At 56.2% G+C, this 21,335-nt stretch carries 18 protein-coding genes and 1 tRNA gene; 9 read left to right on the top strand and 10 right to left on the bottom strand.

The window, feature by feature from the left end; genetic code table 11:
- Together X744_RS156410 and X744_RS156415 are read right to left on the bottom strand one after the other, a co-directional pair.
- Positions 1–846 carry an ABC transporter permease gene (locus tag X744_RS156410; protein WP_023759366.1) on the bottom strand — a complete coding sequence of 282 codons (846 nt, stop codon included), beginning with the start codon at positions 844–846 and terminating at the stop codon, positions 1–3.
- Positions 847–859: 13 nt separating this feature from the next.
- Positions 860–1,951, bottom strand: coding sequence for a spermidine/putrescine ABC transporter substrate-binding protein (locus X744_RS156415; RefSeq protein ID WP_023759365.1), 1,092 nt, complete (start codon positions 1,949–1,951; stop codon positions 860–862).
- Positions 1,952–2,042: 91 nt separating this feature from the next.
- Here X744_RS156415 and X744_RS156420 point away from each other — a divergent pair, with 91 nt between their 5' ends.
- A complete protein-coding gene (locus tag X744_RS156420; RefSeq protein WP_023759364.1) occupies positions 2,043–2,657 on the top strand; it encodes a TetR/AcrR family transcriptional regulator in 615 nt (204 codons plus the stop codon).
- A gap of 205 nt (positions 2,658–2,862) precedes the next feature.
- Here X744_RS156420 and X744_RS1000000170985 read toward each other — a convergent pair whose 3' ends face one another.
- The gene (locus X744_RS1000000170985) at positions 2,863–4,212 is read right to left on the bottom strand and encodes a calcium-binding protein (RefSeq protein WP_023759363.1); all 1,350 of its coding nucleotides are present in this window, start codon (positions 4,210–4,212) and stop codon (positions 2,863–2,865) included.
- A gap of 585 nt (positions 4,213–4,797) precedes the next feature.
- Here X744_RS1000000170985 and X744_RS156425 point away from each other — a divergent pair.
- Positions 4,798–5,367: a DUF2569 family protein gene (locus tag X744_RS156425; RefSeq protein ID WP_023759361.1), complete on the top strand. Its 570-nt coding sequence runs from the start codon at positions 4,798–4,800 to the stop codon at positions 5,365–5,367.
- Between the two features lie 154 nt (positions 5,368–5,521).
- The gene (locus X744_RS1000000175115) at positions 5,522–5,686 is read left to right on the top strand and encodes a hypothetical protein (protein ID WP_023759360.1); all 165 of its coding nucleotides are present in this window, start codon (positions 5,522–5,524) and stop codon (positions 5,684–5,686) included.
- A gap of 332 nt (positions 5,687–6,018) precedes the next feature.
- Here the strand turns inward: X744_RS1000000175115 and X744_RS156430 are convergent, their stop codons facing one another.
- Entirely contained in the window at positions 6,019–7,128 is a 1,110-nt protein-coding gene (locus tag X744_RS156430) for an FAD-dependent monooxygenase (RefSeq protein WP_245266611.1), read from the bottom strand.
- 62 nt (positions 7,129–7,190) lie between these two features.
- On the opposite strand from X744_RS156430, the gene X744_RS156435 reads away from it, so the two are divergent.
- Entirely contained in the window at positions 7,191–7,643 is a 453-nt protein-coding gene (locus tag X744_RS156435; protein ID WP_023759357.1) for a MarR family transcriptional regulator, read from the top strand.
- A 77-nt stretch (positions 7,644–7,720) separates the two neighbouring features.
- Here the strand turns inward: X744_RS156435 and X744_RS156440 are convergent.
- Positions 7,721–7,792 (bottom strand) — tRNA-OTHER (locus X744_RS156440).
- 137 nt (positions 7,793–7,929) lie between these two features.
- Between X744_RS156440 and X744_RS156445 the strand changes: the two genes are divergently transcribed.
- Positions 7,930–9,270 carry a site-specific integrase gene (locus tag X744_RS156445; protein ID WP_023759356.1) on the top strand — a complete coding sequence of 447 codons (1,341 nt, stop codon included), beginning with the start codon at positions 7,930–7,932 and terminating at the stop codon, positions 9,268–9,270.
- Positions 9,271–9,276: 6 nt separating this feature from the next.
- Here X744_RS156445 and X744_RS0136840 read toward each other — a convergent pair whose 3' ends face one another.
- From X744_RS0136840 to X744_RS0136835, 4 genes are all read right to left on the bottom strand, one after another.
- Positions 9,277–10,023 (bottom strand): hypothetical protein, encoded by a 747-nt coding sequence (locus X744_RS0136840; RefSeq protein ID WP_156938543.1) that lies wholly within the window; start codon positions 10,021–10,023, stop codon positions 9,277–9,279.
- A gap of 136 nt (positions 10,024–10,159) precedes the next feature.
- Entirely contained in the window at positions 10,160–10,705 is a 546-nt protein-coding gene (locus X744_RS1000000173675) for a hypothetical protein (protein WP_156938542.1), read from the bottom strand.
- Between the two features lie 702 nt (positions 10,706–11,407).
- Positions 11,408–13,414, bottom strand: coding sequence for a DEAD/DEAH box helicase family protein (locus X744_RS156450; RefSeq protein WP_198032226.1), 2,007 nt, complete (start codon positions 13,412–13,414; stop codon positions 11,408–11,410).
- Positions 13,415–13,929: 515 nt separating this feature from the next.
- Positions 13,930–15,441, bottom strand: a complete 1,512-nt coding sequence (locus X744_RS0136835) for a HEPN domain-containing protein (protein WP_031260213.1) — start codon at positions 15,439–15,441, stop codon at positions 13,930–13,932.
- Between the two features lie 638 nt (positions 15,442–16,079).
- Here X744_RS0136835 and X744_RS156460 point away from each other — a divergent pair.
- The 3 genes from X744_RS156460 (at position 16,080) to X744_RS156470 (ending at position 18,121) form a co-directional block, all read left to right on the top strand.
- On the top strand, positions 16,080–16,811 hold the full coding sequence (locus tag X744_RS156460) for a heme exporter protein CcmD (RefSeq protein ID WP_023759349.1): 732 nt from the start codon (positions 16,080–16,082) through the stop codon (positions 16,809–16,811).
- Positions 16,804–17,595, top strand: coding sequence for a hypothetical protein (locus X744_RS156465; RefSeq protein ID WP_023759348.1), 792 nt, complete (start codon positions 16,804–16,806; stop codon positions 17,593–17,595). The genes X744_RS156460 and X744_RS156465 overlap by 8 nt, the downstream gene beginning before the upstream one ends.
- 109 nt (positions 17,596–17,704) lie before the next feature.
- On the top strand, positions 17,705–18,121 hold the full coding sequence (locus X744_RS156470; protein ID WP_156938541.1) for a hypothetical protein: 417 nt from the start codon (positions 17,705–17,707) through the stop codon (positions 18,119–18,121).
- Between the two features lie 178 nt (positions 18,122–18,299).
- On the opposite strand, the gene X744_RS156475 is transcribed toward X744_RS156470, so the two are convergent.
- Positions 18,300–19,046, bottom strand: coding sequence for a hypothetical protein (locus tag X744_RS156475; RefSeq protein WP_023759346.1), 747 nt, complete (start codon positions 19,044–19,046; stop codon positions 18,300–18,302).
- A 295-nt stretch (positions 19,047–19,341) separates the two neighbouring features.
- On the opposite strand from X744_RS156475, the gene X744_RS1000000173670 reads away from it, so the two are divergent.
- Entirely contained in the window at positions 19,342–19,890 is a 549-nt protein-coding gene (locus tag X744_RS1000000173670; protein WP_156938540.1) for a hypothetical protein, read from the top strand.
- Positions 19,891–21,335: the final 1,445 nt, after the last annotated feature.

Genomic DNA, 21,335 nt, shown 5'->3' with positions numbered 1-21,335 from the left:
TCAGGCTCGCTCGATCTTCAGCCAGCGCGCGCAGCCGAGATAGGCAATGGTGACCACCGCCATCAGGATGATCGACAGCGCCGAGGCCAGCGGAAAGTCACCGCGCCGGCCGATCTGCATCATCACCAGCTGCGGCATCAGGAGTTCGTTGTTGCCGCCCAGGATCTGCGGCGTGATGTAGTCGCCGATACACAGCACGAAAGTGAGGAAGGCGCCGACCATGATGCCGGGCAAAGTCAGCGGCAGGACGACATGCAGGAAGGTGCGCACCGGCCCGGCGCCGAGATCGGCGGCGGCCTTGCGGTAGCTCGGGCTGAGCTGCTTGAGGTTGGCGAAGATCGTCAGCGTCAAAAGCATGATGAAGAAATGCACGAAGCCGGTGACGGTGGCGAACCGTGTATTGGCGAGTTGCAGCGGCTCGCTGAACAGGCCGGTGCCGGTCAGCGCCCGGTTGACCACGCCGTTCTGTGCCAGCACCAGCAGCCAGGAATAGGAGCGCACGACATAGGAGGTCCAGAACGGCAGCACGGCCAGCATCAGCGCCAGCCGTTGCCAGCGTTCCGGCACCTGTTCCGCCAGGATCCAGGCAAACGGGTAGGCGAGCAGCACGGAGACGACGGTGACGATCGCCGTCACCTCAAGCGAGTTCACCATCGCTTGCCAGTAGGAGGGGTTGGTGAAGAACTGGCTGTAGTTGGACGCCGTGAAGCCGCCGCCCTCATGCGCCGTCAGGCTGGACAGCCCCATGGCGATGAAGGGCAGCACGAAGAACAAAAGCGTCCAGCTGAGCGCTGGCGTCACCAGCGCCCAGGGCAAGGCACGCCCGTTGCTTCCAATTGACTTCATCAGCCGCAATCGCTCATTTTGCCTGCAGTATTTCGGTCCACATATCCTGCATCTTCTTGTCGAGATCGGCGTTCGGCGCCGGATAGGACTGGGCGCGGGCGAGGAAGCCCGGCTGCTCGTCGAAACGCAGGATCTTTTTCTGCTCGTCGGTCAGCGTCGCCTTGGTGTTCGCCGGCATGCCCCAGTAGCAGGACGAGGTGGCAAGCCGCGCCTGGCCTTCCGGGCTCATGATGTACTGGATGAATTTCAGCGCCATGTCCTTATTTTTGGAATCCTTGAACATGGCCAGCGACTGCGACCACAGAACTGCACCTTCTCTGGGAATAGAGAAGTCCAGCGCCGGGTTTTCCTTGGCCAGCCCCGCCGTCACCCATTCGCCGCCACCAACAAGTATGTCGACCTCGCCGGTCGCCAGCGCCGTCTGGCTGGCGGTCACTTCGCCGACCAGCTTGGCGTTCGCCTTCATCTTGAGAAGCTCATCCTTGAGGGCGGGCAGGTCGGCTTCGGTCAGCTCGGCCGTCTTCTTGCCGATGGCCAGCGCGGCCATGCCGATGACCGGCAGATAGTAGTCGTAGATGGCGACCTTGCCCTTGTACTTGTCGCCGGTCAGCGCAGCCATCGACTGCATGTCGGCCGGGTCGACCTTGGTCTTGTTGTAGCCGATCGTGTTGTAGCCGAACTTTTCAGTGATGCCGTAGCGCTTGCCGCCGACCACGGTGGAGCCGTCCATCTTCACCTGCGGGAACAGGTCAGCCAGTGGCAGTCTGTCTTCCGGCAGCGGCTCGAACAGGCCCTTCTCGACACCGCGCGGCACGTCGATGCTGTCGATCACCATCACGTCCCAGTCGCCCGGCTGCGACTGCTCGACGATGGCGAGCCCAGCGCCGGTGCCCTCGAATTCCTTGACGTTGACCTTGACGCCATTGGCCTCCTCGAACGGCTGCAGCAGCGCCGGATCGGCATGATCGCACCAGATCAGCGCATTGAGGTCGGCGGCCTGGGCAGCGCTGCCTGCTCCAAGCAGCAGCGCGGTGGCGGCACACGCCGCATGCAGACGGCTCCTCAGAACAGAAAGCGGATTCCTGGATGCAGGTTTATCGGACATCGAGTGTTCTCCCTTGCCTTTGTGGCTTCTTGCAAAAAATTGAACCAATTCTAAAATTGAGTCAATTCTGTTTTTATGGCAAGAGGCTAAGATGAGCGGATTGCGGGCAAGGCAAAAGGCGGATCGGCACCGCCGCATCATCGAGGCGGCCGCGGAGCTTTTCCGCGACGCCGGTTATGAGGGTGCCAAGATCGAGGCTATCGCTGCCCAGGCCGAAGTCTCGATCGGCACCATCTACAATTACTATCAGAACAAGGGCGACATCCTCGGCGCCATCGTCTCGCTGGAGGTCAACGAGGTGCTCAATGCCGGGCAGGGCGTCGTCGCCAGGCCGCCGGCCAATGTCGGCGATGCGCTGGACACGCTGGTCGGCATCTATATCGAGCACTCGCTGCACTATCTCAGCAAGGAGATGTGGCGGCAGGCGATGGCGATCTCGACGCAACTGCCCGACAGCCCGTTCGGCCAGGCCTACACCGCGCTTGACCGCGCGCTGACCGAACAGATCCGCGCGCTGATCGCCCGGCTGCAGGCGCTCGGCCTTGTGCGGCAGGACATCGACGGGGCGGCGCTCGGCGAATTGATCTTCAACAACATGAACATGATGTTCATCGAGTTCGTTAAACGCGACAAGGCGAAGATCCCGGAACTGCGCGCGGCGATACGCAGGCAGAACCGGATACTGGTGGCGGCGATCGGGGTGTGATTGTCAAGAACGGGCGGCAGTATCGATCGTTGGAAGGCGACGGTGCCCAGCCCTCTTGAGTCGAACCTGAAGTGCAACCCATAGCGGCATCTCTAGGGGAGGGATCTTTGCAGTCCGATCCGCCAATAAGCCTTCACAGAATCCGGCGTAGCTCGTCGGACCTCACGCCCGCGCTTCGTAGTGCCGTGTGCGATCGCATCGGCGATCAAATGACGTACACGTCGTGGAAGGTCAGGACCGCCCCGGCCTGTAGGTGGGCGATTTCCACCTGAGCGGCCGATTTCGAGCCATCGGGGTCATAGTACAGAATGCCTGTGGTCTGGTTGTAGAGCAGGTAATCGTTATGGCTGGTGGCGTGCTGGCGCAACTCGAAATAGGACGAGTTCACCTGCGTCGGGCTGGACAACGATCCGGGGCCGAGGCTGGTGAAGACGGCGTTGTCGAGATAGAGCGCGTCGTCCGCTGCGTGGAAGTCGGGGAGCGTAGCGACATTGTCCGGGCCAAAGGCCGTGTCAAACACGAAGGTGTCCTTGCCGGCGCCACCGTTGAGCACGTCGTTGCCACCCCGGCCCCACAGTATGTCGTTGCCAGCCAAAGCATCATAGGTATCGGCCGCGGCAGTGCCGAAAAAAGTGTCGTCCCCGGTAGTTCCCGTGGTCGGGTCGGTAGGCGGGGTCGGCGGTGACGGTGGCTGGTCAGTCCCGTCATGGGCTGCATGCCAGACCGCCTTGGCGTTGGCCCAGTAGTCGCGCGCCGCCTGGCCTTGAAGGACCGTCCAACCGTCGGGCGGCATTGGATAACTGGACGGCAGCGGCGTGTCAGAGAGGTTGAGATAGTAGTTGCCGTGCGACTCGACCGTCTTGTCCCAGGCCCGCTGCAGCCGCTCCATGCCGTTGTGGTTCACGTCGGTGATCGCCACCACACAATCGATAAAGTGCAGGCTGGGCACGATATCGTTAGAGCCTGTCCCCTTGTCGAGTTTAAACGGCGAACCGTGGGTCATCTCGCCTTTGCGAAGGTACTCTCCCATGCCCAGAAGCATGCCATCCATGATGACTGTGTTGTCAGACCCATCAACGTCACCGTCGCCAAGGCTCACTCCGGAAAACACGTGGTCGAACAGGGAATCCTTGATCGTGCCGCCGATGACGTCATCGTCCTCGACCGCGTCGTCGCGGGAGTAGCCGACATAGCTATCTTCGATGACGAAGGTGCCCGTGCCGCCGACACGGATGCCGTCCCAGGGCTGGGTAACCGTCCAATCGTCGATGACAAAGTTGTGGGCTGAATTTATACGGACTGCGGCGGAGTTGACGTAAATGTCCTCCCAGTCGCCGGTTTGTGAGACCGTGCCGTTGATCGTGCCGCCAAATGCCAGGAGGTTGGCGCCGGGGTTGACGACCGCGAAGGGATAGAGGTTGGTGGGGCTTCCCTGATTGGCGACGATCCACGAGGCGTCGGTGGCATCGATGGTGGTGTCGGCGGCCAGGCCGGATACCTTATACTGGGTGTACCCATAGTCGCCGCTTAAGACAATGGTGCTTGCCTCGGCCATGGTTGGCCACCTTTCACACCCGCCCCGCCCTTTCCGCCAAGTGCCTGAAGCCGGAAAGGCCTATGCCTACCAGAGCCCCGTTAGCGGTAGCGTGCAAATCACAAAATGTGTCAAGAAATCGGAGGATGATCGACATCCCTGTCGAACACCTCGCTACGCTATCCGAGCAAGGAGATGTGGCGGCAGGCGATGGCGATCTCGACACAACTGCCCGACAGCCCGTTCGGCCAGGCCTGTACCGGGCCCGATCGCTCGCTCACCGCGCGGATTTGCCCTCTGGTCGCCCGGCCGTAGGCGCTTGGCCTTATGCGGCTGGGATACCGACGGGGCAGCATTCCGCGAACTGATTACGGCAACATGACACGATGTTCATCGCGAAGCGCGACGAGGCAAGGACCACGGAGGTACGCGCCGCGATACACAGGCAGAACCGGCTATTGGTAGCGGCGATCGGGGTGTGAGGAGTCAGGAGCAGACAGGAGAAATCGCCGCTCGGCATAAGACTTGGTTTCAGACGAGGCTCGACTCTTGAGTTGAATTTGAAATCTGGTACAACTTATAGGGGCATAAATAGGGGAGGGGTAAATGGGGGCGTTTTCCATCTGGCATTGGGCGATCATGCTGCTGTTGATCGGCGTGCCTGTTTTCTTTGCTGTTCGATCAGCCACGAAGCCGTCACAGAATCCTGCGGCTCTTGTAGGCATCGGCGGCTGGCTGATGCTGCTGGCGATCGGCCAGGCATTGTCACCGCTGCGCACACTCGCCAACTTGGCTATTTCGGCCGAAGGCTACCAGCAACTCATGGCTCTCCCGAACGGGGTCATGGCGGCCTATGGCGAGCTTGCTCTCAATCTGGCATTTCTGGCGCTTCAGCTGGTCGTGCTCGTTTCGATGCTGCGGCGAAGCCACCGCTTCCCGCGGTTGTTTCTGTTCCAGTGGCTTGCAATTCCGGTCGTATTCATCCTGGACACCATCTGGATCGCGTCAATTCTGGGCGTTCCGGTGAACAAGGTGCTCGCAGGTGATGCGTTGCTGGCAGCCATAGCGTCGTTTGTAGGGACCGGCATCTGGACCGCTTATGTCTATAAGTCAGTGAGGGTGAGGAATACGTTCACGAGGGCGAACGCGTCTGCCCAAATTGCGAGCGCCTCATAAAGATATCGGGGCGGACGGACACCAAGGTCGCGCAGGCGCGTGAGCGTCGCCATGAAGTCGGGGATGTCCGAGTGATAGAAGTCGATCGATCAGCGGGCCGACAGAGATGATGTCGCCTAATAACAGGATACCCGTCCTGTTTTCGCAGAGCTAGATGGAACCGGGCCCGTTCGGCCAAGCCTACGCCGCGCTCGACCGCGCGCTCACCAAGCAGATCCGCGCGCTCATCGCCCGGCTGCAGGCGCTCGGCCTGGTGCGGCATCGACGGGACAGCGCTCGGCGAACTGGTCTTCAACAACATGAACATGATGTTCATTGAGTTTGCGAGGCGCGACGCGGCGAAGATACCGGAACTGCGCGCGGCGATACGGAGGCAGAACCGGATATTGGTGGCGGCGATTGGGGTTTGAAATGGCGGACCTACTAAGCTAGCTGCATCGTTTATGTTGGACCGGCGCTCGCGATCCAGCCGAGATAGAACAAGGCGACGTAGGACAGCGCGACATCCATAAAGTCGACCTCGAGTGCCCGGTGAAGAAGGGCACGAAAGCTCATCAAGCTGCAAAGTTATCGGTGCCTCTTGTGACTGCCAGTAACCAAGTTACCGCCAGTGAACTGGGTGCCACCGGGGTCCAACCACCTTGTCGGCTGTCAATGTTCATTCACCCGTGACAAGTAATGTTGCAGAACCGGACTAGCTCCCTCGGACGAGAAGGCGCCGCTCAGGCCCTGAGCAGCCCCTTCCGCCGCGATGGCAGCCCGTCCCGCCATTGCCTCTTCATATCCGTTGACGGCCTGCCAGCCGTGGCCCGAGGTCAATGCCTCGGCGAGATCAACCGCATCGGCGAGCGCGAGATTCACCCCTTCACCCGAGAAGGGAGACATCAGGTGCGCCGCATCGCCCAGGAGAGTCAGCCCCGAACGACTGGTCCAGCGATGCCCGACAGGCAGCGCATAGAGTGGACGGACCGCGATGAAATCCCCGGTCTCGATGATTTCCTTCAACGCGGGAGCCCATTCGGCGAAGGGCTCACGCAACTCTGCGCGCACCCTTTCGGGCGACACCGCCTGCCAGTTCCGCGCGGTCGCCTCGTCCAGGCGCAGGCCGGCATATCCGCGAATATGGCCGAGCCCGTTTCGCTGGGTGATCAGGACGCGATTGTTGCCGACCGCAAACATCTTGCCACTGCCTGTCAGTGCGTCGATGGCGGGATGCCGTTCCACGTCGAAGCCCAGTTCGACCAATGTCACGCCTTCATAGGCTGGCACGGCATGGCTGAGCAGCGGTCGAACGCGCGACCATGCGCCATCTGCGCCGACCACCACATCGAAGCGCTCGCACCACCTATCGCCGATCAGCGCATGGCCATCGTCGGCAGGCGTGATTTCGAGGACGCGATGTCCCCAGCGCACCGTGCCGGGCGTGAGCGCATCCAGAAGGATCTGACGCAGGATCGTCCGATCGATTTCGGGCCGATCGTCAGCGGGCCCGTTGCGGTCGAACAGCAGGGTGCCGTCAACGTCATAAAGCCGGTCCCCCTGATCCTCGGGGCGGGCCGCAGTGGTGAACTCGGATTCTAGGCCCGCCAGCCGCATCGCGCGTTGGCCAGTTTCGTCATGCAGGTCGAGCGATCCGCCTTGCGGCCGCTCCCCGGCATGCGCATCCCGCTCGAACACGACGGGGGAGAGACCGCCCAATTGCAGCAGTCTCGCCAGCAACAGCCCGCCGGGGCCGCCGCCGATGATCGCGATCCGATCCATTGCCATATCATCAACCTCCATGTACATAGGAGCCTATGTAAATGAACATAGGAGCCTATGCAATGCCCAATACCGATGATGATTGGGAGCCGCTTCGCCATCCTGGCCATTACTTCAGCCGTATCGCACGCGAACTGAGCCGTATCGGCGACGCGCGGCTGCGCGACCTCGGCTTCGCCACGGCGCAGTTGCCCGTACTGGTGGCACTCAAGGATGGAGAACGACTGTCACAGACGGAACTCGCGCGTTGGGCGAAGGTGGAGCAGCCGACCATGGCTCAGATGCTCGCCCGGATGGAGCGCGATGGCATCGTCAAGCGTGAGCCCGATCCGCGCGACGGGCGCTCGAGCCTGATATCGCTGACGGACGAAGCGCTTGCGCGATTGCCGGCTGGCCGCGCGATACTGCGGCAGGGCAATGCCGATATCATGAAAGGTCTGTCGCCGGAGGAGGTTGACACACTCGTGTCGCTGCTCCAGCGCGTCCTCGCGAATATCGAAGCGCTTGAGCAGTGAGCAGAGCTTACCGATCGAATTGCGGTTAGCGGTAACCGACCGAACTGTTCCCGAACGTCGTCGAGGCTCGTGTGGGATGGTGCCCCCGGACGGAATCGAACCGCCGACCTTCGGTTTACAAAACCGCTATCAGTCGCCTTCACGAGAGCACAAATCCGAACATCGACGCTAGAAAAACCAATTTATTTCCATATGTTATGGTGATATAAGTTCACTTTCCATAACGTGGGGAAACGAAGGGTATCAGCTCATTGTGTTCCCCTGATAATACCCTTGGGAGGGAACGATGGCAACAGAACTCACGGATTTGTCGGTCAAAAATTGGACCCCAACTGACAAGCGCCAAGAGGTTGCGGACGCGAAGGTGAGGGGTCTCTATCTGATCGTCCAGACCAACGGAAAGAAGTCTTGGGCTGTCCGGTATCGGTTTGGTGGGAGGCTTCTTAAGCTGACAATCGGCGCCTATCCAACATTCTCTTTGAAGCAAGCCCGCGAAGAAGCGGGCAAAGCTTTTCGGATGCTTGGAGGTGTGTCTCCCCAGGACCCAAGAGCGCTGCAGAAGGAGACCAGACGCAAGGCGCAGCGTGCCGGCGCCCAAGACCCCGACCTGTTTCGTTTGGTGGCTGAGCGGTATTTGCGGGAGTACGCATCGAAGAGGAAAGGCTTCCTGGAAAAGGCTCGACTGCTTGGCATGAAACCCGACCGTGTTAGTGGCGCTAACTGGGAACTCATTAAGGGTGGGCCTGCCGAGGCGTGGAAAGATCGCCTTATCCAGGACGTGGGCCGGCGTGACATTAAGGAGCATTTGGACAGGATGGTTCCAAACGCGAAGTTTGGCGCTAACAGGAAATTCGCTGAACTCCGCAAGTTCTTCAATTGGGCTGTCAGCAAGGACATCCTCACTACATCCCCCGTGGCGGGCATGGCGCCGCCGACCGACATGCAGGACGAAGCAGCCCGGCGCCGCGATCGCACCCTGATGCGCGTAGCAACCGTGCCTGACTCTGCTGACGACGAATTGCGGTGGCTATGGCGGGCCTGCGAAGTCGAGGGCTACCCGTTTGGACCGTTGACCCAGTTGCTTGTTCTCACCGGTCAACGGCGCTCTGAGGTGGGCGATATGACTTGGAACGAGATCGATTTGGATAAACGCCAGTGGACCATTCCGGGTCCGCGCACGAAGAACGGGAAGCCGCATATGGTCCCGCTGTCCGATGCGGCGCTTTCGATCATCGAGAAGTTACCTCGCATTGAAGGCAAAGCAGGGTACGTGTTCACGACAAGCGGCAAGACCCCTGTCAGCGGATACAGCCGCATGAAACTGCGGCTTGACCGGCTCTTGCTTGAGGCGGCCCAGGAAAGCCGCGATGAGCCAGTTTCCATTGCCGATTGGCGGCTCCACGATCTGAGGCGCACAGTTGCAGCGGGCTTGCAACGGTTGGGCATCAGCCTGCCCGTGACCGAGAAGGTGCTCAACCACACGTCCGGCAGCTTTGCCGGTATCGTTGGCGTTTATCAGGTCCACGACTATGCCGAGGAGAAGGCGGCGGCTTTGCAGGGGTGGGGACGGTTCGTGACAGGCTTGGTTTCTAACAAACAATCCAACGTGGTGCCGCTTCGCGCTTAGCCGAGGTCAGCTCCACCCAGTATCGTGGATTTGCCTAGCTCTGAGTTTTGGGCGCTTGTTGGGCTGGACGACATTGCCGTTTGGAAGAACATACCCTCCTTTGATGTCAAGCCAGGCGCTTCTCTTGTCTGGGAACTGCGGAACCAAACCATACTCTGCGCCATGCTCTATCCATTGAGGGACGTGCAATTTTGGACCGCTGGTGCTCAATGCCGCGATCCACGCTGGCGAATTGCCGTCATCCTTTAAAAGGCGTTCGCAAATCCAGATCTTGGACAATAGCGGATCGAGCGAGGCCAAGACAGTGGCCCGGCTTTCTGTCCGGCGGCCTAGATCGATGTCCTGACGATGTCCGTTGTGGTGCTGAACAGACAAAGCCCTGCCCGCAACTCCAGAAGCAGGAGCCCAAGTTCCGACTATGGATTTCAGATGGGCAAGCAACCGGCTGTTGTAAGCGTTCCCGATCTTGGGACTTGCCCAATACTGAGCACGGTAGCCTGTGCGTGAGTTGAAAAACCAATCGTAGAGCGCCGGAGAAACCGGAAACTGAAACATGACGCGAGGCGCGTCAAAGTCATTGTTGATACCGTCGAAACCGATCCGTACGTCTTGGACAAGTGCGGCACCTAGCGCGTTGCCGAGTGTCTCAATCAATGCCTCGGCTGGACTGTAGGATGCCAATGCTCTGGCTCGGTTTGGATCGTCGCGCGCGATTTCACAAAATCCCCACTCAGCCTCGCTAGGTTTCGTCATGCTTTGCACCTTCCAAGCAGAGACGGGTTCACCGGCTCCTCTATCGTAAGAATGCCAGAATGCCATTTGGCATTCTCGATTGTCCGCCTTTCTCAAGCATGCACCCTCTTTCACGGAGGTTCACGCGAGGGATGCGTTATATTCGCACGATATCTGAAATGGTCGAGGCGACTAGTCTGGGCCACGTTGAGGGAGCGTCGCACCCAGATCCCTTGCACCAGACGCGAATATTGGAAGCCGGTATTCCGTCGTAGCTCAGCACGGAGCCTCTTCGTCTTACCACCTCATAGAATATCTCATCGTCAGTCATTTTCGGGTCATCCGCTCTGAGGATGTCCGGAAGTGTCCAAGTTCCGACAAAAGACCAGTCTAGGCCGATCGACAGCGGCAGGAAATTCCTTTCGACTGCCAGGAGAAATCTCTCACTTGAGCGCGAACCAGTCGGGTCTTCGGTTCCGATTGGTCGCAGGCACAACACCTGTTTTGCCGTCGTGCCAAATCGATCTTTAACGATGTCAGGCACGCTTCCGCCTGGGAATCTGGTTTCAAGCCCACCGGCTTTGATATCTTCGAAGTTTGCGGGATCGCTGGCGTGCAGATACCAGGAGTGCTTCCTTGTCAGGAAGTCGTAGGCAGATTGCATGCCAGCTGGTGTAAGAAATCGCGTGTTGAGGTCGGTCAATGCGGGGTATCCATTCGCGTTGCCCGATTTCGGTACAACAGTCTAATTCAGAAGGCCACACGCGAGCATCTGACTACCAATCAGTGGTTGGTGCAGAAAATACCGTATGTTAACAGTTATTTGCACCGAGAGCGCCAAGGCGGGGGAACTAACTGGGGAACATTTATGGGTCGGGAGTACCCGCGCTCCACTGACTACAAAGCCTGATCTTGATGACGACACTACCCCGCCGGGGGCCTTTCCCCCATGCCGCGCCGCCGACCCCCCGGCAACTGTGGGTGGTGCTAGGGTAGGGGTTATGGGCACCAGGATAATGTTGCCCAGATTTTACAATTTGAAAAACGCACCCCAGAGGCATCGCCGCCTTGGGTGGGCTTAACTTTAGCGAGAACAACAAAGCCTGACACACCGGCATTCTGTCATTCTGTCATTCTTACAAAAACCTGCTCTTCTAATCGTCCTTTTGTCATTCTTGCCTTATTATAATGATATCAAAGGCTTAAGGGAGAGTCGACATATGGCATTTAAGGGGTAGAAAACCAAGGATGCAAGAATGACAAATTGTCCGACAGAGAGTGCCACATTTGCGGAGACAATGATGCCGGTGTTGAATCCCTCCCCACTAGGAGATCGAAGCGAACAACCTGCTACGACCTCATATTAGAGGCAATACATGACGCCGTAGTAGGTGCTGCAATGGCCCTATCGTTTAGGCGTTCCTGATTTCCTCACTCGTGCACAGCGTAGGCCATTAGGTAGTTTGACCTTTCCTTCTCCGCTCGGGGAGCTGCGCCTAGCCTTCGGCCTGGCGTGAGGCTGGGCGATCCTTGAAACCCACATCGGTCGGCCCTGCCGCTGGCTGATCGCAATTCCGGCTTTGGCAAGTTCCAACCTGACATGCGGACGTTCTAAGGTTTTCCAAATGTTGACGGCCGCTATGCCCACGGCTCTTGCAAGCTCCTTGTAGGGCGCCTTTCCGCCAAGCGGACTCGCAGCAATTTTTCGCAGCTCCTTTACCAGCGCGAGTTCGTTGCTGCTCAGAACAATCGGCAGGGGATGCCAATCGAGTATCTGAGCTTTTGGGAAAGCTTTGCGTAAAATATCCCGACCTATTGGAACGGAAGCACCGTTTCCTCTAGTTGAGAAAACGACATCAAGTCGGCAGCCTTCGGGAACGTCTCCGCCAATCGCTTTCCGCACCGCCCCACGCCCCACGGCCTGGAAGACATGATGGGCTATCTCGCTCTTGTGAAAATCATCGATTGCGATCTCGCTAAGATATTCGCCAGGGCCCAAGCCGGCAGAGCCACGCGCCATGGCGGCAGCCACAGACGTGGGGTATTGAAACAACCCTACGACAATGACATGTCGGACGTTCGCATATGCATTCGTGGCCACATGTCTTCCCCACGTTAGAAAGTGGAGTTCGGGCGGGGCGCGTTTTTCGCCGACAAAGCGCTGTGCAACTGCCGACCTTATTTCGTTCTCCATGTTTTGGTACGGCTTGCTGGGCTTTCGCACGATAATCAATATTGGTTGATTAGGGTCAGCCTCGGCCACGGCTTCAGCCACCCCATCAGCCAACTCCGCTCGTACCCGGTTTCGAACATTCGCTGTCTTTCCAGCGGCATGATCCCAGTGTCTAATGGTGAGGTTCTTGTAGGTCTTGCTGGGCGATGGAAGCCGTTCAAGATTGCCCCGACCTTCGCGCCACATCGAATAGCTTAGTCTCAGCGAGCCGCTGGCATCTAGGATAAGCAGCGGCGGAAAGTCTCGTGGGAGGATTTCCACGTAATGGAGCGCTACAGCCCCGACGCTGCGATCGTGTCGTATATGTGCCCGCGCCTCCGCCATGCGCATGAGCGAAATGGCAATTCCCTCGTCTTTGTCATCGTATAGGGCGGAGTTCTCTTCCGGGTCCGGAAGATGTAGATCGGGAACTGTAATTTGAGTGTCGGCTTGTCGCACCTTCATCTTGGCTACGAACTCTTCGATGGCATCTCGTTGCGCTTTGTAGCCGGCTTTGGCCAAGGGAGATTTCAATCGGTCAATATCATCAGCAGATAGCACAATCGCGTCCGCTGGCATGATCGCTTCGTCCCAAATCCGCACTGGGCGAGGTTTATTGCGAAAGGTCAGCCCTTTCATTGTTCGAAGGTTTAACCCCTTGCTCGTAAGCGCCATGAGCTTCTGTTGGGTGGTGAAGAGGACCTGAGCGTCTTGATGCCGGCCCACATTCTCCCCCACGCCCATCGCATTGAGTTCCGCGTTATTTTTGCCAACTCGGACGGCATATTGGTGATCCTCTAATTTCATCTCGCGGATCAGTATGGGTATTTGGTCAAGTGTGTTGGTCAGGATGATGATGCCAACTGGTTCGCCGGTTCGCTCACCAAGTCGAACTAGTTCCCTTGTGGCCTCGACTAAAGTTGATGTTTTGCCCATCCCTGTCGGGAGCGAGGATAGAAGATATTTTTGTCGTGCTACCCCGAGCGCCATTGCCTCAATTGTCTGAATGATAGCCCGAAGTCCCTCCCAATGCTCTGGGGAGGGGGCATGACCAAATTCGCCAAAACGTTTGCGCAACGCTTCTTCGACGTCATCGGCAAAGTCCTGATATTCGGGGCGTCGCGAGAGGGCCTGTTCCAGCCTGAGTCCAGCCCAGTCGGGCACTTCGCGGCGCCCGTGATTTTCGAAAGGCGATCTCATTGGATCCTCCTTCCGCGCGGCCGTGAATTTTCCCATTCTGTGAGTTCGACAATGCTCCAGTAGCGGTTTCTCCCGATGTACATTGGTTGGGGAAAACCGATGTCACTGCGAAGCCAGCGCCAAAGCGTCATGTCGCTCACAGAGTAGCGCTCTGCCACCATAGGCGCAGTCAAGAAATGGTTGCCGGAAGTTTCAATTTTTGGCGTGCGGGCGTTACCCGCTTGGAGGGCCATCAGCCAAGAATGGTGCGCTGCACAATAGCAGGCAGCTGTACCCCATCAAGAACGATTTTCATAAGAGATCTCCTTGCATCGTCGCGCGACTTTTGCCGGCCGGCTTCTTTTGCCAGGGCAATTCATATCAAGAGGACGATTTCGCGCAAATAATTAGATGAAAACATAAATTCAAGTAGCGATGTATATGATTGTTATTGCTCGTTTAAACGCGCCTTGCCGTTTAGTTGACGGCTGGGCCCTTTTGCCCTCTCCGCCCCCTCTACCTTATCAGTGCAGAATTCATGACTTGCCGAATAGCGCCTTGGCTGCTGCAAGATGGGGTTGATAGCTATCCTTGTATTCGTAAAACGGGTGCGACAGCGTCGAGCTGCGTGATGCCCATGCTTTGATGTCCCATCCGGCTTCGACCAGATCAGAGGCCGCAAACACGAATTCTAGCGACTTTGTAAAGAACCCCGCCAGATCACGAAAATTGGCAGCATAGTCGACTTTGGCTGGCGTCGTCCCATGAACATAATGGTTTCGACAGTTTACAGCTTCGTCCAGGACCCAGATCAGGTCCGGAAATTTATCCCCGACTGCCGCGACTATCGGCGCAGCACGCCAGCGTACTTTGTTTTTTAGGGCGCTCTTTCCTAGGCGTCCAAGTGCGTTGAGAATACTACTGCGTTCCGGACTATTGGGCAGATCATAAAAGAGTTCCCTGCTCTGATCGCGGGCGACTATCAGTTCCTGAGACAACTCTGTGTCTTTCGGCACAGCCGAGCTTGGGAGGATATCAAACATGTTTGCCGCCCCAACTAGCCGGTCGATGTCGAACAGGTCCTGCTTGCGGAGGCAACCCGAAAATCGCTCGCGGGCATCGCGCCACTCATGGCTACGTCTCACCCAATCTGCCAAGACGTTTGAATATTCATATGGCCTTCTCACCGGATCAATCGGCAAATCGGGCGGTTGCGGCGCTCTGCCAAGGGGGAACCTGAGATGCCCTTTCATACTGCTATACACCTCAAACGTCTTAGGGCTGCTGGGCTGAGGCTCATCGGTTGAGCACGCCACTAGCCGCATTTCTTCAAGCCGTTGCGGCCTTCCGGCGACCATGGAAAAGAAGGGCTCAAGAGTTAGAGCGGCTTCAAGGGCATCGTTGAAAGTTCGCGCCGACTTAAACTCGATTTCGACCCATATTGTGTTAACGAACCCGCTGCCCTGTGGTCCTCCCAAAGATATCCTCGGGAGGTTTTGCGCAGAGATTGTTCCAAGATCGGTTGGCACCTGAATGATCGAGTGTTTGCCTGTGAAGTATGCGATTGCCGGATGCTCACCTAGGCCGATCTTACGGCCGCGTCGCTCTGATTTGGCGGCCAGAATTGGCTCGACTAACGCAGGTTCAAAAGCAATCCCAAAAGTGTCGAAATCGTAGAACAGACTTTTAGCGTCTGTAAGCGTGAACAGTATGCTATTAAATATCGCGTGTTCGTCGGCGACGTGCATGCCTCCGAAGAGAATATGATGAGGAAATATCTCAACACGGCAGTCCGACACGTTGCTTTTGTCATCCGCACTGGGATCACTGCTCAACAATATGCAATCAAAAAGGGAAATTTTTACTGTGCGATCCATAGTGCCATGGATAGTCGGGTTGATTGAATATTGGTATGATGGGTACTCAACGTCATGAAGAGTTAGTTTTGAATCATAACCATTCAACGCCAATTCCCCATAGACATCTATCTGTGTAGGAAGAGCGAACTTGCCGAGCCCCCTGAATCCATCGATCCATTTTCCTGTCATTTGGATTTCCAGTGCTAGAGGACTTTATCGCCTTGCTCGACGCCAACCTGCCGCCAGAGCTTCTGCCTCAGAGCAAAACCAGCGCTCGCCAAATTCCGGCCGGATGATCGTCTGTGAATAATATTTCTGTCTGGGCACGTGATAGATATGCCACCTCCAGTCAGATTGATTGCGCAGTCGAAGGGGACGCGCAAAGTCAGATTAGCCAAGTCTCCGCAGAGTCGGCTAGGCAAGAGTCTTTCACCAATGATGATATGTGTTTAGGGCAAGCAGTCCGACGATTGCCCAGACCCCGACCTCGATATTATTCAGACGTCGTCTAATACCTACAAGGTTGTAGTTCGCAACCAGTGGAACGGTTCGTAGCTCATGCGCCACATCGGGATATCCGTTGGGGTCATCCAATTTCGCGATTAGCTTCTCGACCCGCCTGTCGTGAGCATCCATCATGTCCGCAAAAAGCACTTTCGAGATCCCTTTTCATTCGTCCGCCGAGCTGGGCGCTGAAGGCTTTGTCTCGACAATTTTTGCAGCGTGAGGGCTTGTGAGGTCGAATCCCCAAGCCGTACACGGGAGCGGCGCTTGCGTGTGCCGGCAACATCGCACAAGTTATTTCGAGGTTGGGGAGATCGCAAGCGATGGATAGGCTTCTTCAAGCGCTGCAAAAGTTTACAGAAAATCTGCCAGCAACGAAAGACCTTCTCGACCTGCAGGCCCAGCAGGATATGGTCTATTGGACGAGGATGACGACTTGGGCGGCCTTTGCCAGCGCAGCGCTCAGTGTCGCGGGCCTCCTTGGGCTGTTTTGGTCGCTATCTCAAACAAGGCGAGCTATTCGAGATAGCCGTGAACTCGGTGAGCATCAGACACAAGCCTATATTCACGCTAGCAAGGCTGAATTCGGCAAGGAACAGCTAATAATATCCTGCAAGAATACTGGTCAGACACCTGCCACCCACTTTGGCGTGCGAGGAAGCTTGACAAAATGTGTTCGAGGATCAATCGAGAAATCGATCGACGTCGACAGCCTCATATCCCAGCCCTGGAAACTCTGGACTGCCATCGGCGCGGGCGAAGAACTCACCGTTATACTAAACGCTAAGAACGAGCTGTTAATCCGCGAATTCGTAAGTGGTTCATTCTTAGAGAATGAAGTGCTTCTGGTTACTGGTCAAGTGCTTTACTGCACTGTCTTTAACCACGACCATATGTCTGATTTCGCCTTCTATGTCGAACAAAGAGCAACCAACCGATTCCGCCGGCCGACCGCAAACTTGCGGGCCTATTATCGGGCGCCTGTCAAATCGCCCGTGAAAAAGCTGTTATCGACATGCAAACGCACTAATCCGGGGACGCCTTCAAATGGCTGACAAGCTGTATTCCAAAATGTCACTCATCGAGCGTACCGCGCTTACGTTTGAATCATTCTTACGTAGAGATTTTGGAGCGCGGTTTTACCAACCTGAGTTCTTAGACGGAATATCGACGCGGCGCCTAGAGATCGTCGCACGCGTCGGTAAGAGCGCCGGTCAAACCTTCCTTTTCGCAACCCTTCTTGCCTTCTTCGACCTGATCTCAGGAGGCTTTTCTTATGGCGGGCTAACCGTCCAAATCACAAGGGACCTTACGCCAATCATTGCACTGTTAACGGCAGGGTCATTGCTGAACACGACGTTCGCGATGATCGACGAGCAAATCATATTCCGCATACTTATCAAACTCGGCAGTCACATAAATATCCAGAATTTCCCGCTTTTGCTTGTCGACAAGATGGCGCACAATTTATGGGGAGACGCCGTCACCCCACGTATTTTTGGCCAGAAGTCTGGCCGGGGACAGTCAATAGCATTTGCCTTTCTCTCCGTCGTGATATTCGTCATCGCCGGTGCGTTGTGGCTTTATCCCACATTTATGATTGTACGCGTTTTCGTTGATGTGATCGTGTCCGATACAAGATGGATCGCCAAGGCAATTGCGACTTTATCTTTGGCGGTTGCATTTTGGGCGGTTCTGATAGGCGGAATAGTTTTTATTAAGTTCAAATTCTATCCGGCGGATTGGCACGAATCGACAAACGAGCCGACAGAAGAGTTTGCGCAGCGCATGCAAAACGAGATAGCAAAGGGCACAGACGGCAATGCGAACGCTGGTTAGGCGTCGGAAGTAAAGTTGCCGTAATGACGATGATTTGCCTTAGGCCGCCTGTTGTAACGGACGCGATATGCTGAGAGCCAGACCCGCCACGAAGGCGGACATAAAGCGAGTGATGAAGGGCCTGTCAAAGGTGTCACTCGATGAAGTTGCTGCTGGAGGCTACGCACTCGATGATGTAACCGATGCTATGATAACGCTTTGGCATCGAAGCGGCGGCACGGCGATCCTTGACCGTGCAGAGCCGATTGCGGTTCTGATCTTTACACCTGTTCCTGACAAAATTCTCAGCACGTCGTTCATGGCGACAGAAGCGTTCTTCGGCTCGAACTGGAAACCCACCCTCTATCTCAGGCGATACCTCGACCGAAAAATGGATAAGCTGCCTGGGGTATCATTGATGTCGTTTACCTACTCCACGCATCCAGAGGTGGCCCGATGGTATCGATTCATGGGCTATGGCGCCCCCTTGACCGAGGACAAACGCAACACCTTCACCAGGTCGCCAAGTAATCGATCTGCTGTCTAAGCCTTTGGCGCTTGACCTTGGCGCGTGAGGAAGGGCTCCGAGGAACAAGCCAGACAGCGATTTTCAGCAACGTTGAGCGTGCGTTGTTTTGCACCGTTTTTGACAGGGGAGGGCCAGTCAGGCGGGAGATACACAAGCTGCCACGGAATTGACGTGCAGTTTTCTATCTTGAATAGGTTCATTCACATCTGTGTGGCGATGGCTGATCCGAATTTCCAAGAAAATGGACCTCGCCAACCAGATGACGCTCTTCCGCATCTGCCACGTCGAGAATTTCGGCTTTCGTCGTTAAATCGTTGGCAATCCTCGGAATACCAAAAACGTTAGTGCTGATTTCCCGCATTTCACCGGGTTCAATTCCGCCGCTGATATTCATGCCGAAGTTATCATTGGCCCAAGGCACGCTTCTCCCTTGCGTCGTGACCTTGTAGCCAATTTGGACGAATGAAATTGGCCAGACCAGATTATTGGTCACTTCGACCTTAATCAACACGCCGATACCATCACGTTCAGTGCGAGCGTTGGTGATCAAAACGTGTTGCTGCAAGCACGATCGCAAGGCGGAAAAATTTGCTTTCGGGGACGGGGGGGCTCGGGCAAATTGCACCTCTTGCCCTCGCGCCAATATTTCGGATTTCGTCACTCCATTCATCGTGATGTGCGCGACTTCGGCTGCCTGTGGCATGAAAGCCAGGAGAGCCAATCCAGTAGCGCCGGACGCGGGCGGATATCGCGTAACGATGAGGTTCAGGAGCCCAGCTTGGAATATTGGCTTTTCCTCTGGTGATAAGCTGTCTGCAATTGCCTTTGTGCTTGCTGCAAACGTTTCCTTGGTCGTCCCATCAATTGTCAACTCATTCGCCAAACAGCCGAACGTGAAAGCCAAAAAAAAGAAACCGACTATGACTATTGAAAAGGCCTTCATTATTCACCCCGCCCAACCTGTTGGTAAATTCTAGCCGATCCGGCGCAACTTTGCCACGACGCGTCCTGCAAAGCGCAGGCAGCGCGCGAGGCACGAAGTCGCCGCTCCTGGTGGCCCTTGCGAAACCAGATTGCACAGCCGCTCCCCCCATAGAGCGAAATCCAAGAAAAACTCGAAATATGACAAAGGCTAAGTATCTGTATCAACTTGCAAATCCGTTGCAACTTTACATAAAGAGGCGGTAGGGTCAAATTTCCACAGTAAGAATTTTCTTACGAAAATGGGGAGGAATAAAATGAAGCCTCTTGCTGTGTCAATTGTTCTCTTGTCGACTTTGGGGCCAGTAGCAGCTTCCGACACTAATCCCAACGACAGCGCCATGTTCCAGACAACGCCGGCGGATAAAACGAAGGACGCGTCCGCCAATAGCATTGATGACTATCCGCATCCAACAAAGCCGGGCAGATCTACCTACTACGCTTTAAAAACCCAGCGCGGAACAACTACAAAGATTCCTGTCGAGGATGTAGCGAAGCTATGCGGAGATATGGACGGCTGTAGTGTGCGAATTGGAATGCACAACTGGGACGACACCGGCCGCGTTGCGTCAAGGGAATTCTTATTTTTCTACAACACCCGAAATCATGTTTGGCGCGCGTCGTTAGGAGATACTGCGGGAACTGATACTGACAATGTTACCCATCATGTAAACCAGTCATGGTCGTGCTATTTCACTGATGGAAAATTCGAGGCATGGGCTGACAAAGGAGACGGAGATCCGGGTTTCGGTCTTCTGTCGTGGAATCAATACAATGCAGACTGCTTTCTTACCCTAATTGATTGAAAGTTTCTTGGGGGTGCGCGAGCACATTTAAACTCCTATGAGGCCCGTGCTTCCGCAAGAGGCACGGGCTTCCGTTCATCCGACTGATGCGGATGGTTCTATGGCGGTCCATATTACCGCCGATCCTCTCAGATCATACTAAGTCCCACTGCTAGCTTTTATCGTGACTTCGCCACAATGGTTGATGCCGTACGGGCCGCGATCCCGACCAGTTGACGATCATCGCGTCGGGCAATGAAAGACAAAATGGCATGCAGAACGTCTCGTCTACATTATCCCGACGGTCGACCCGGCGAACGGGGATTTGATCTTGGTGTATCGGACCGAAGACGCCAGCGGCGGGCGATTCGTTCCGCCGCTCGCCTGATTTGGGCGCGGATTTTCGTTCCTACATCTCCCGGCTGGTTCGCGAGAAGGCGAACTGATATCAGGCAAATTTGCCGGAACTGGCCCGCTGCCTCTGGTGGCGGGCTACTGCTTGCGAAAGCCGGCTCCGACCCACCCCAGGATCAATGCCCCAATCATCAACACAATTCGGGGCCAGAAGGCCAATGGCAGGATCTCCTCAAAAGAGCATCCCAGGCCAAACGGCGGCTGACCTGCTCGACATCTGCCATAATGGCGTCCAATTTAGCTTTCCGGTGCTCGATCTCGGCGGCGTCCGTTCCACTGATCGGGAGCAGCAATTTCATGCCCGGGTGTAGCGGCAATACATTGTCGAATAGTCGGTGCTCTTCGAGTAGCGATATTGGTCACCGATATCGTTCAAACGGTGCGCACCTTCGTCCCTCAAGTCCCACAGAAGTAGCCTCGGTTTTGCAACTCAATGCCACGAGGCCGGCTATTTTTCGGCCCTCTATGCCTTTGATTTTGAACCCAAATGATTCACTAATGGGCACACACCAAAAAGCGGGATTTTTAACGGTGAAATAGTTGACTCAAAACCGACTAGATGACTTGCCGTCCTCTCGGACCAGTCGAGCAGCTTCTGCGCTCTGAAGGCAGTCAACCCGCCTTGGTCGACGGTTCTAGCATCTGCCTCTCAGGTTACGCCAGTAGTGCGTATTCGTTGGGAACTCTCTCCAAAAGCCATCAATCGCAGTCTGCAGATATGGCCATACGTCAATCTGTCGCGCCACCATGTTTTGGAATGCCTCGGTCTCGTCCAGATACGGCCCCGATATCAGGGGGCGGCTGCTAACTAAGTGCAGCTTTAATCCATCGATGTCGTCAAGAACCCTCATTGGTCCGATCAGAAAGTGTCGAGCGATGTAGCCCCGCGTTAGCGTCCCAAGGGAAAAAAAGTCTCCGACATCAAACAAGAAGTCCCGTACCCATCGCAAAATCTGATCCTTAAACAGAACCAAAGCTGCGTACGCATCCGGTGAAGACCGCAGACGTGCGTATCCGGCGGCCATGAGCACCTGAGCACCGCGGTGCTGGGG

Source organism: Mesorhizobium sp. LNHC252B00 (assembly GCF_000502955.1).
Taxonomy (GTDB): Bacteria; Pseudomonadota; Alphaproteobacteria; order Rhizobiales; family Rhizobiaceae; genus Mesorhizobium.
Note: the sequence above shows the minus strand (reverse complement) of the source record. Positions and strands in the feature narration are given on the sequence as shown.

Coding starts and splice junctions, on each gene's coding strand:
- X744_RS156475 (WP_023759346.1), bottom strand. CDS start 19,046: ATGAAGGCCTTTTCAATAGTCATAGTCGGTTTCTTTTTTTTGGCTTTC.
- X744_RS156420 (WP_023759364.1), top strand. CDS start 2,043: ATGAGCGGATTGCGGGCAAGGCAAAAGGCGGATCGGCACCGCCGCATC.
- X744_RS156410 (WP_023759366.1), bottom strand. CDS start 846: ATGAAGTCAATTGGAAGCAACGGGCGTGCCTTGCCCTGGGCGCTGGTG.
- X744_RS1000000170985 (WP_023759363.1), bottom strand. CDS start 4,212: ATGGCCGAGGCAAGCACCATTGTCTTAAGCGGCGACTATGGGTACACC.
- X744_RS156415 (WP_023759365.1), bottom strand. CDS start 1,951: ATGTCCGATAAACCTGCATCCAGGAATCCGCTTTCTGTTCTGAGGAGC.
- X744_RS156425 (WP_023759361.1), top strand. CDS start 4,798: ATGGGGGCGTTTTCCATCTGGCATTGGGCGATCATGCTGCTGTTGATC.
- X744_RS1000000175115 (WP_023759360.1), top strand. CDS start 5,522: ATGGAACCGGGCCCGTTCGGCCAAGCCTACGCCGCGCTCGACCGCGCG.
- X744_RS156465 (WP_023759348.1), top strand. CDS start 16,804: ATGGCTGACAAGCTGTATTCCAAAATGTCACTCATCGAGCGTACCGCG.
- X744_RS156460 (WP_023759349.1), top strand. CDS start 16,080: ATGGATAGGCTTCTTCAAGCGCTGCAAAAGTTTACAGAAAATCTGCCA.
- X744_RS0136835 (WP_031260213.1), bottom strand. CDS start 15,441: ATGACAGGAAAATGGATCGATGGATTCAGGGGGCTCGGCAAGTTCGCT.
- X744_RS1000000173670 (WP_156938540.1), top strand. CDS start 19,342: ATGAAGCCTCTTGCTGTGTCAATTGTTCTCTTGTCGACTTTGGGGCCA.
- X744_RS156435 (WP_023759357.1), top strand. CDS start 7,191: ATGCCCAATACCGATGATGATTGGGAGCCGCTTCGCCATCCTGGCCAT.
- X744_RS156445 (WP_023759356.1), top strand. CDS start 7,930: ATGGCAACAGAACTCACGGATTTGTCGGTCAAAAATTGGACCCCAACT.
- X744_RS156450 (WP_198032226.1), bottom strand. CDS start 13,414: ATGAGATCGCCTTTCGAAAATCACGGGCGCCGCGAAGTGCCCGACTGG.
- X744_RS0136840 (WP_156938543.1), bottom strand. CDS start 10,023: ATGACGAAACCTAGCGAGGCTGAGTGGGGATTTTGTGAAATCGCGCGC.
- X744_RS156430 (WP_245266611.1), bottom strand. CDS start 7,128: ATGGATCGGATCGCGATCATCGGCGGCGGCCCCGGCGGGCTGTTGCTG.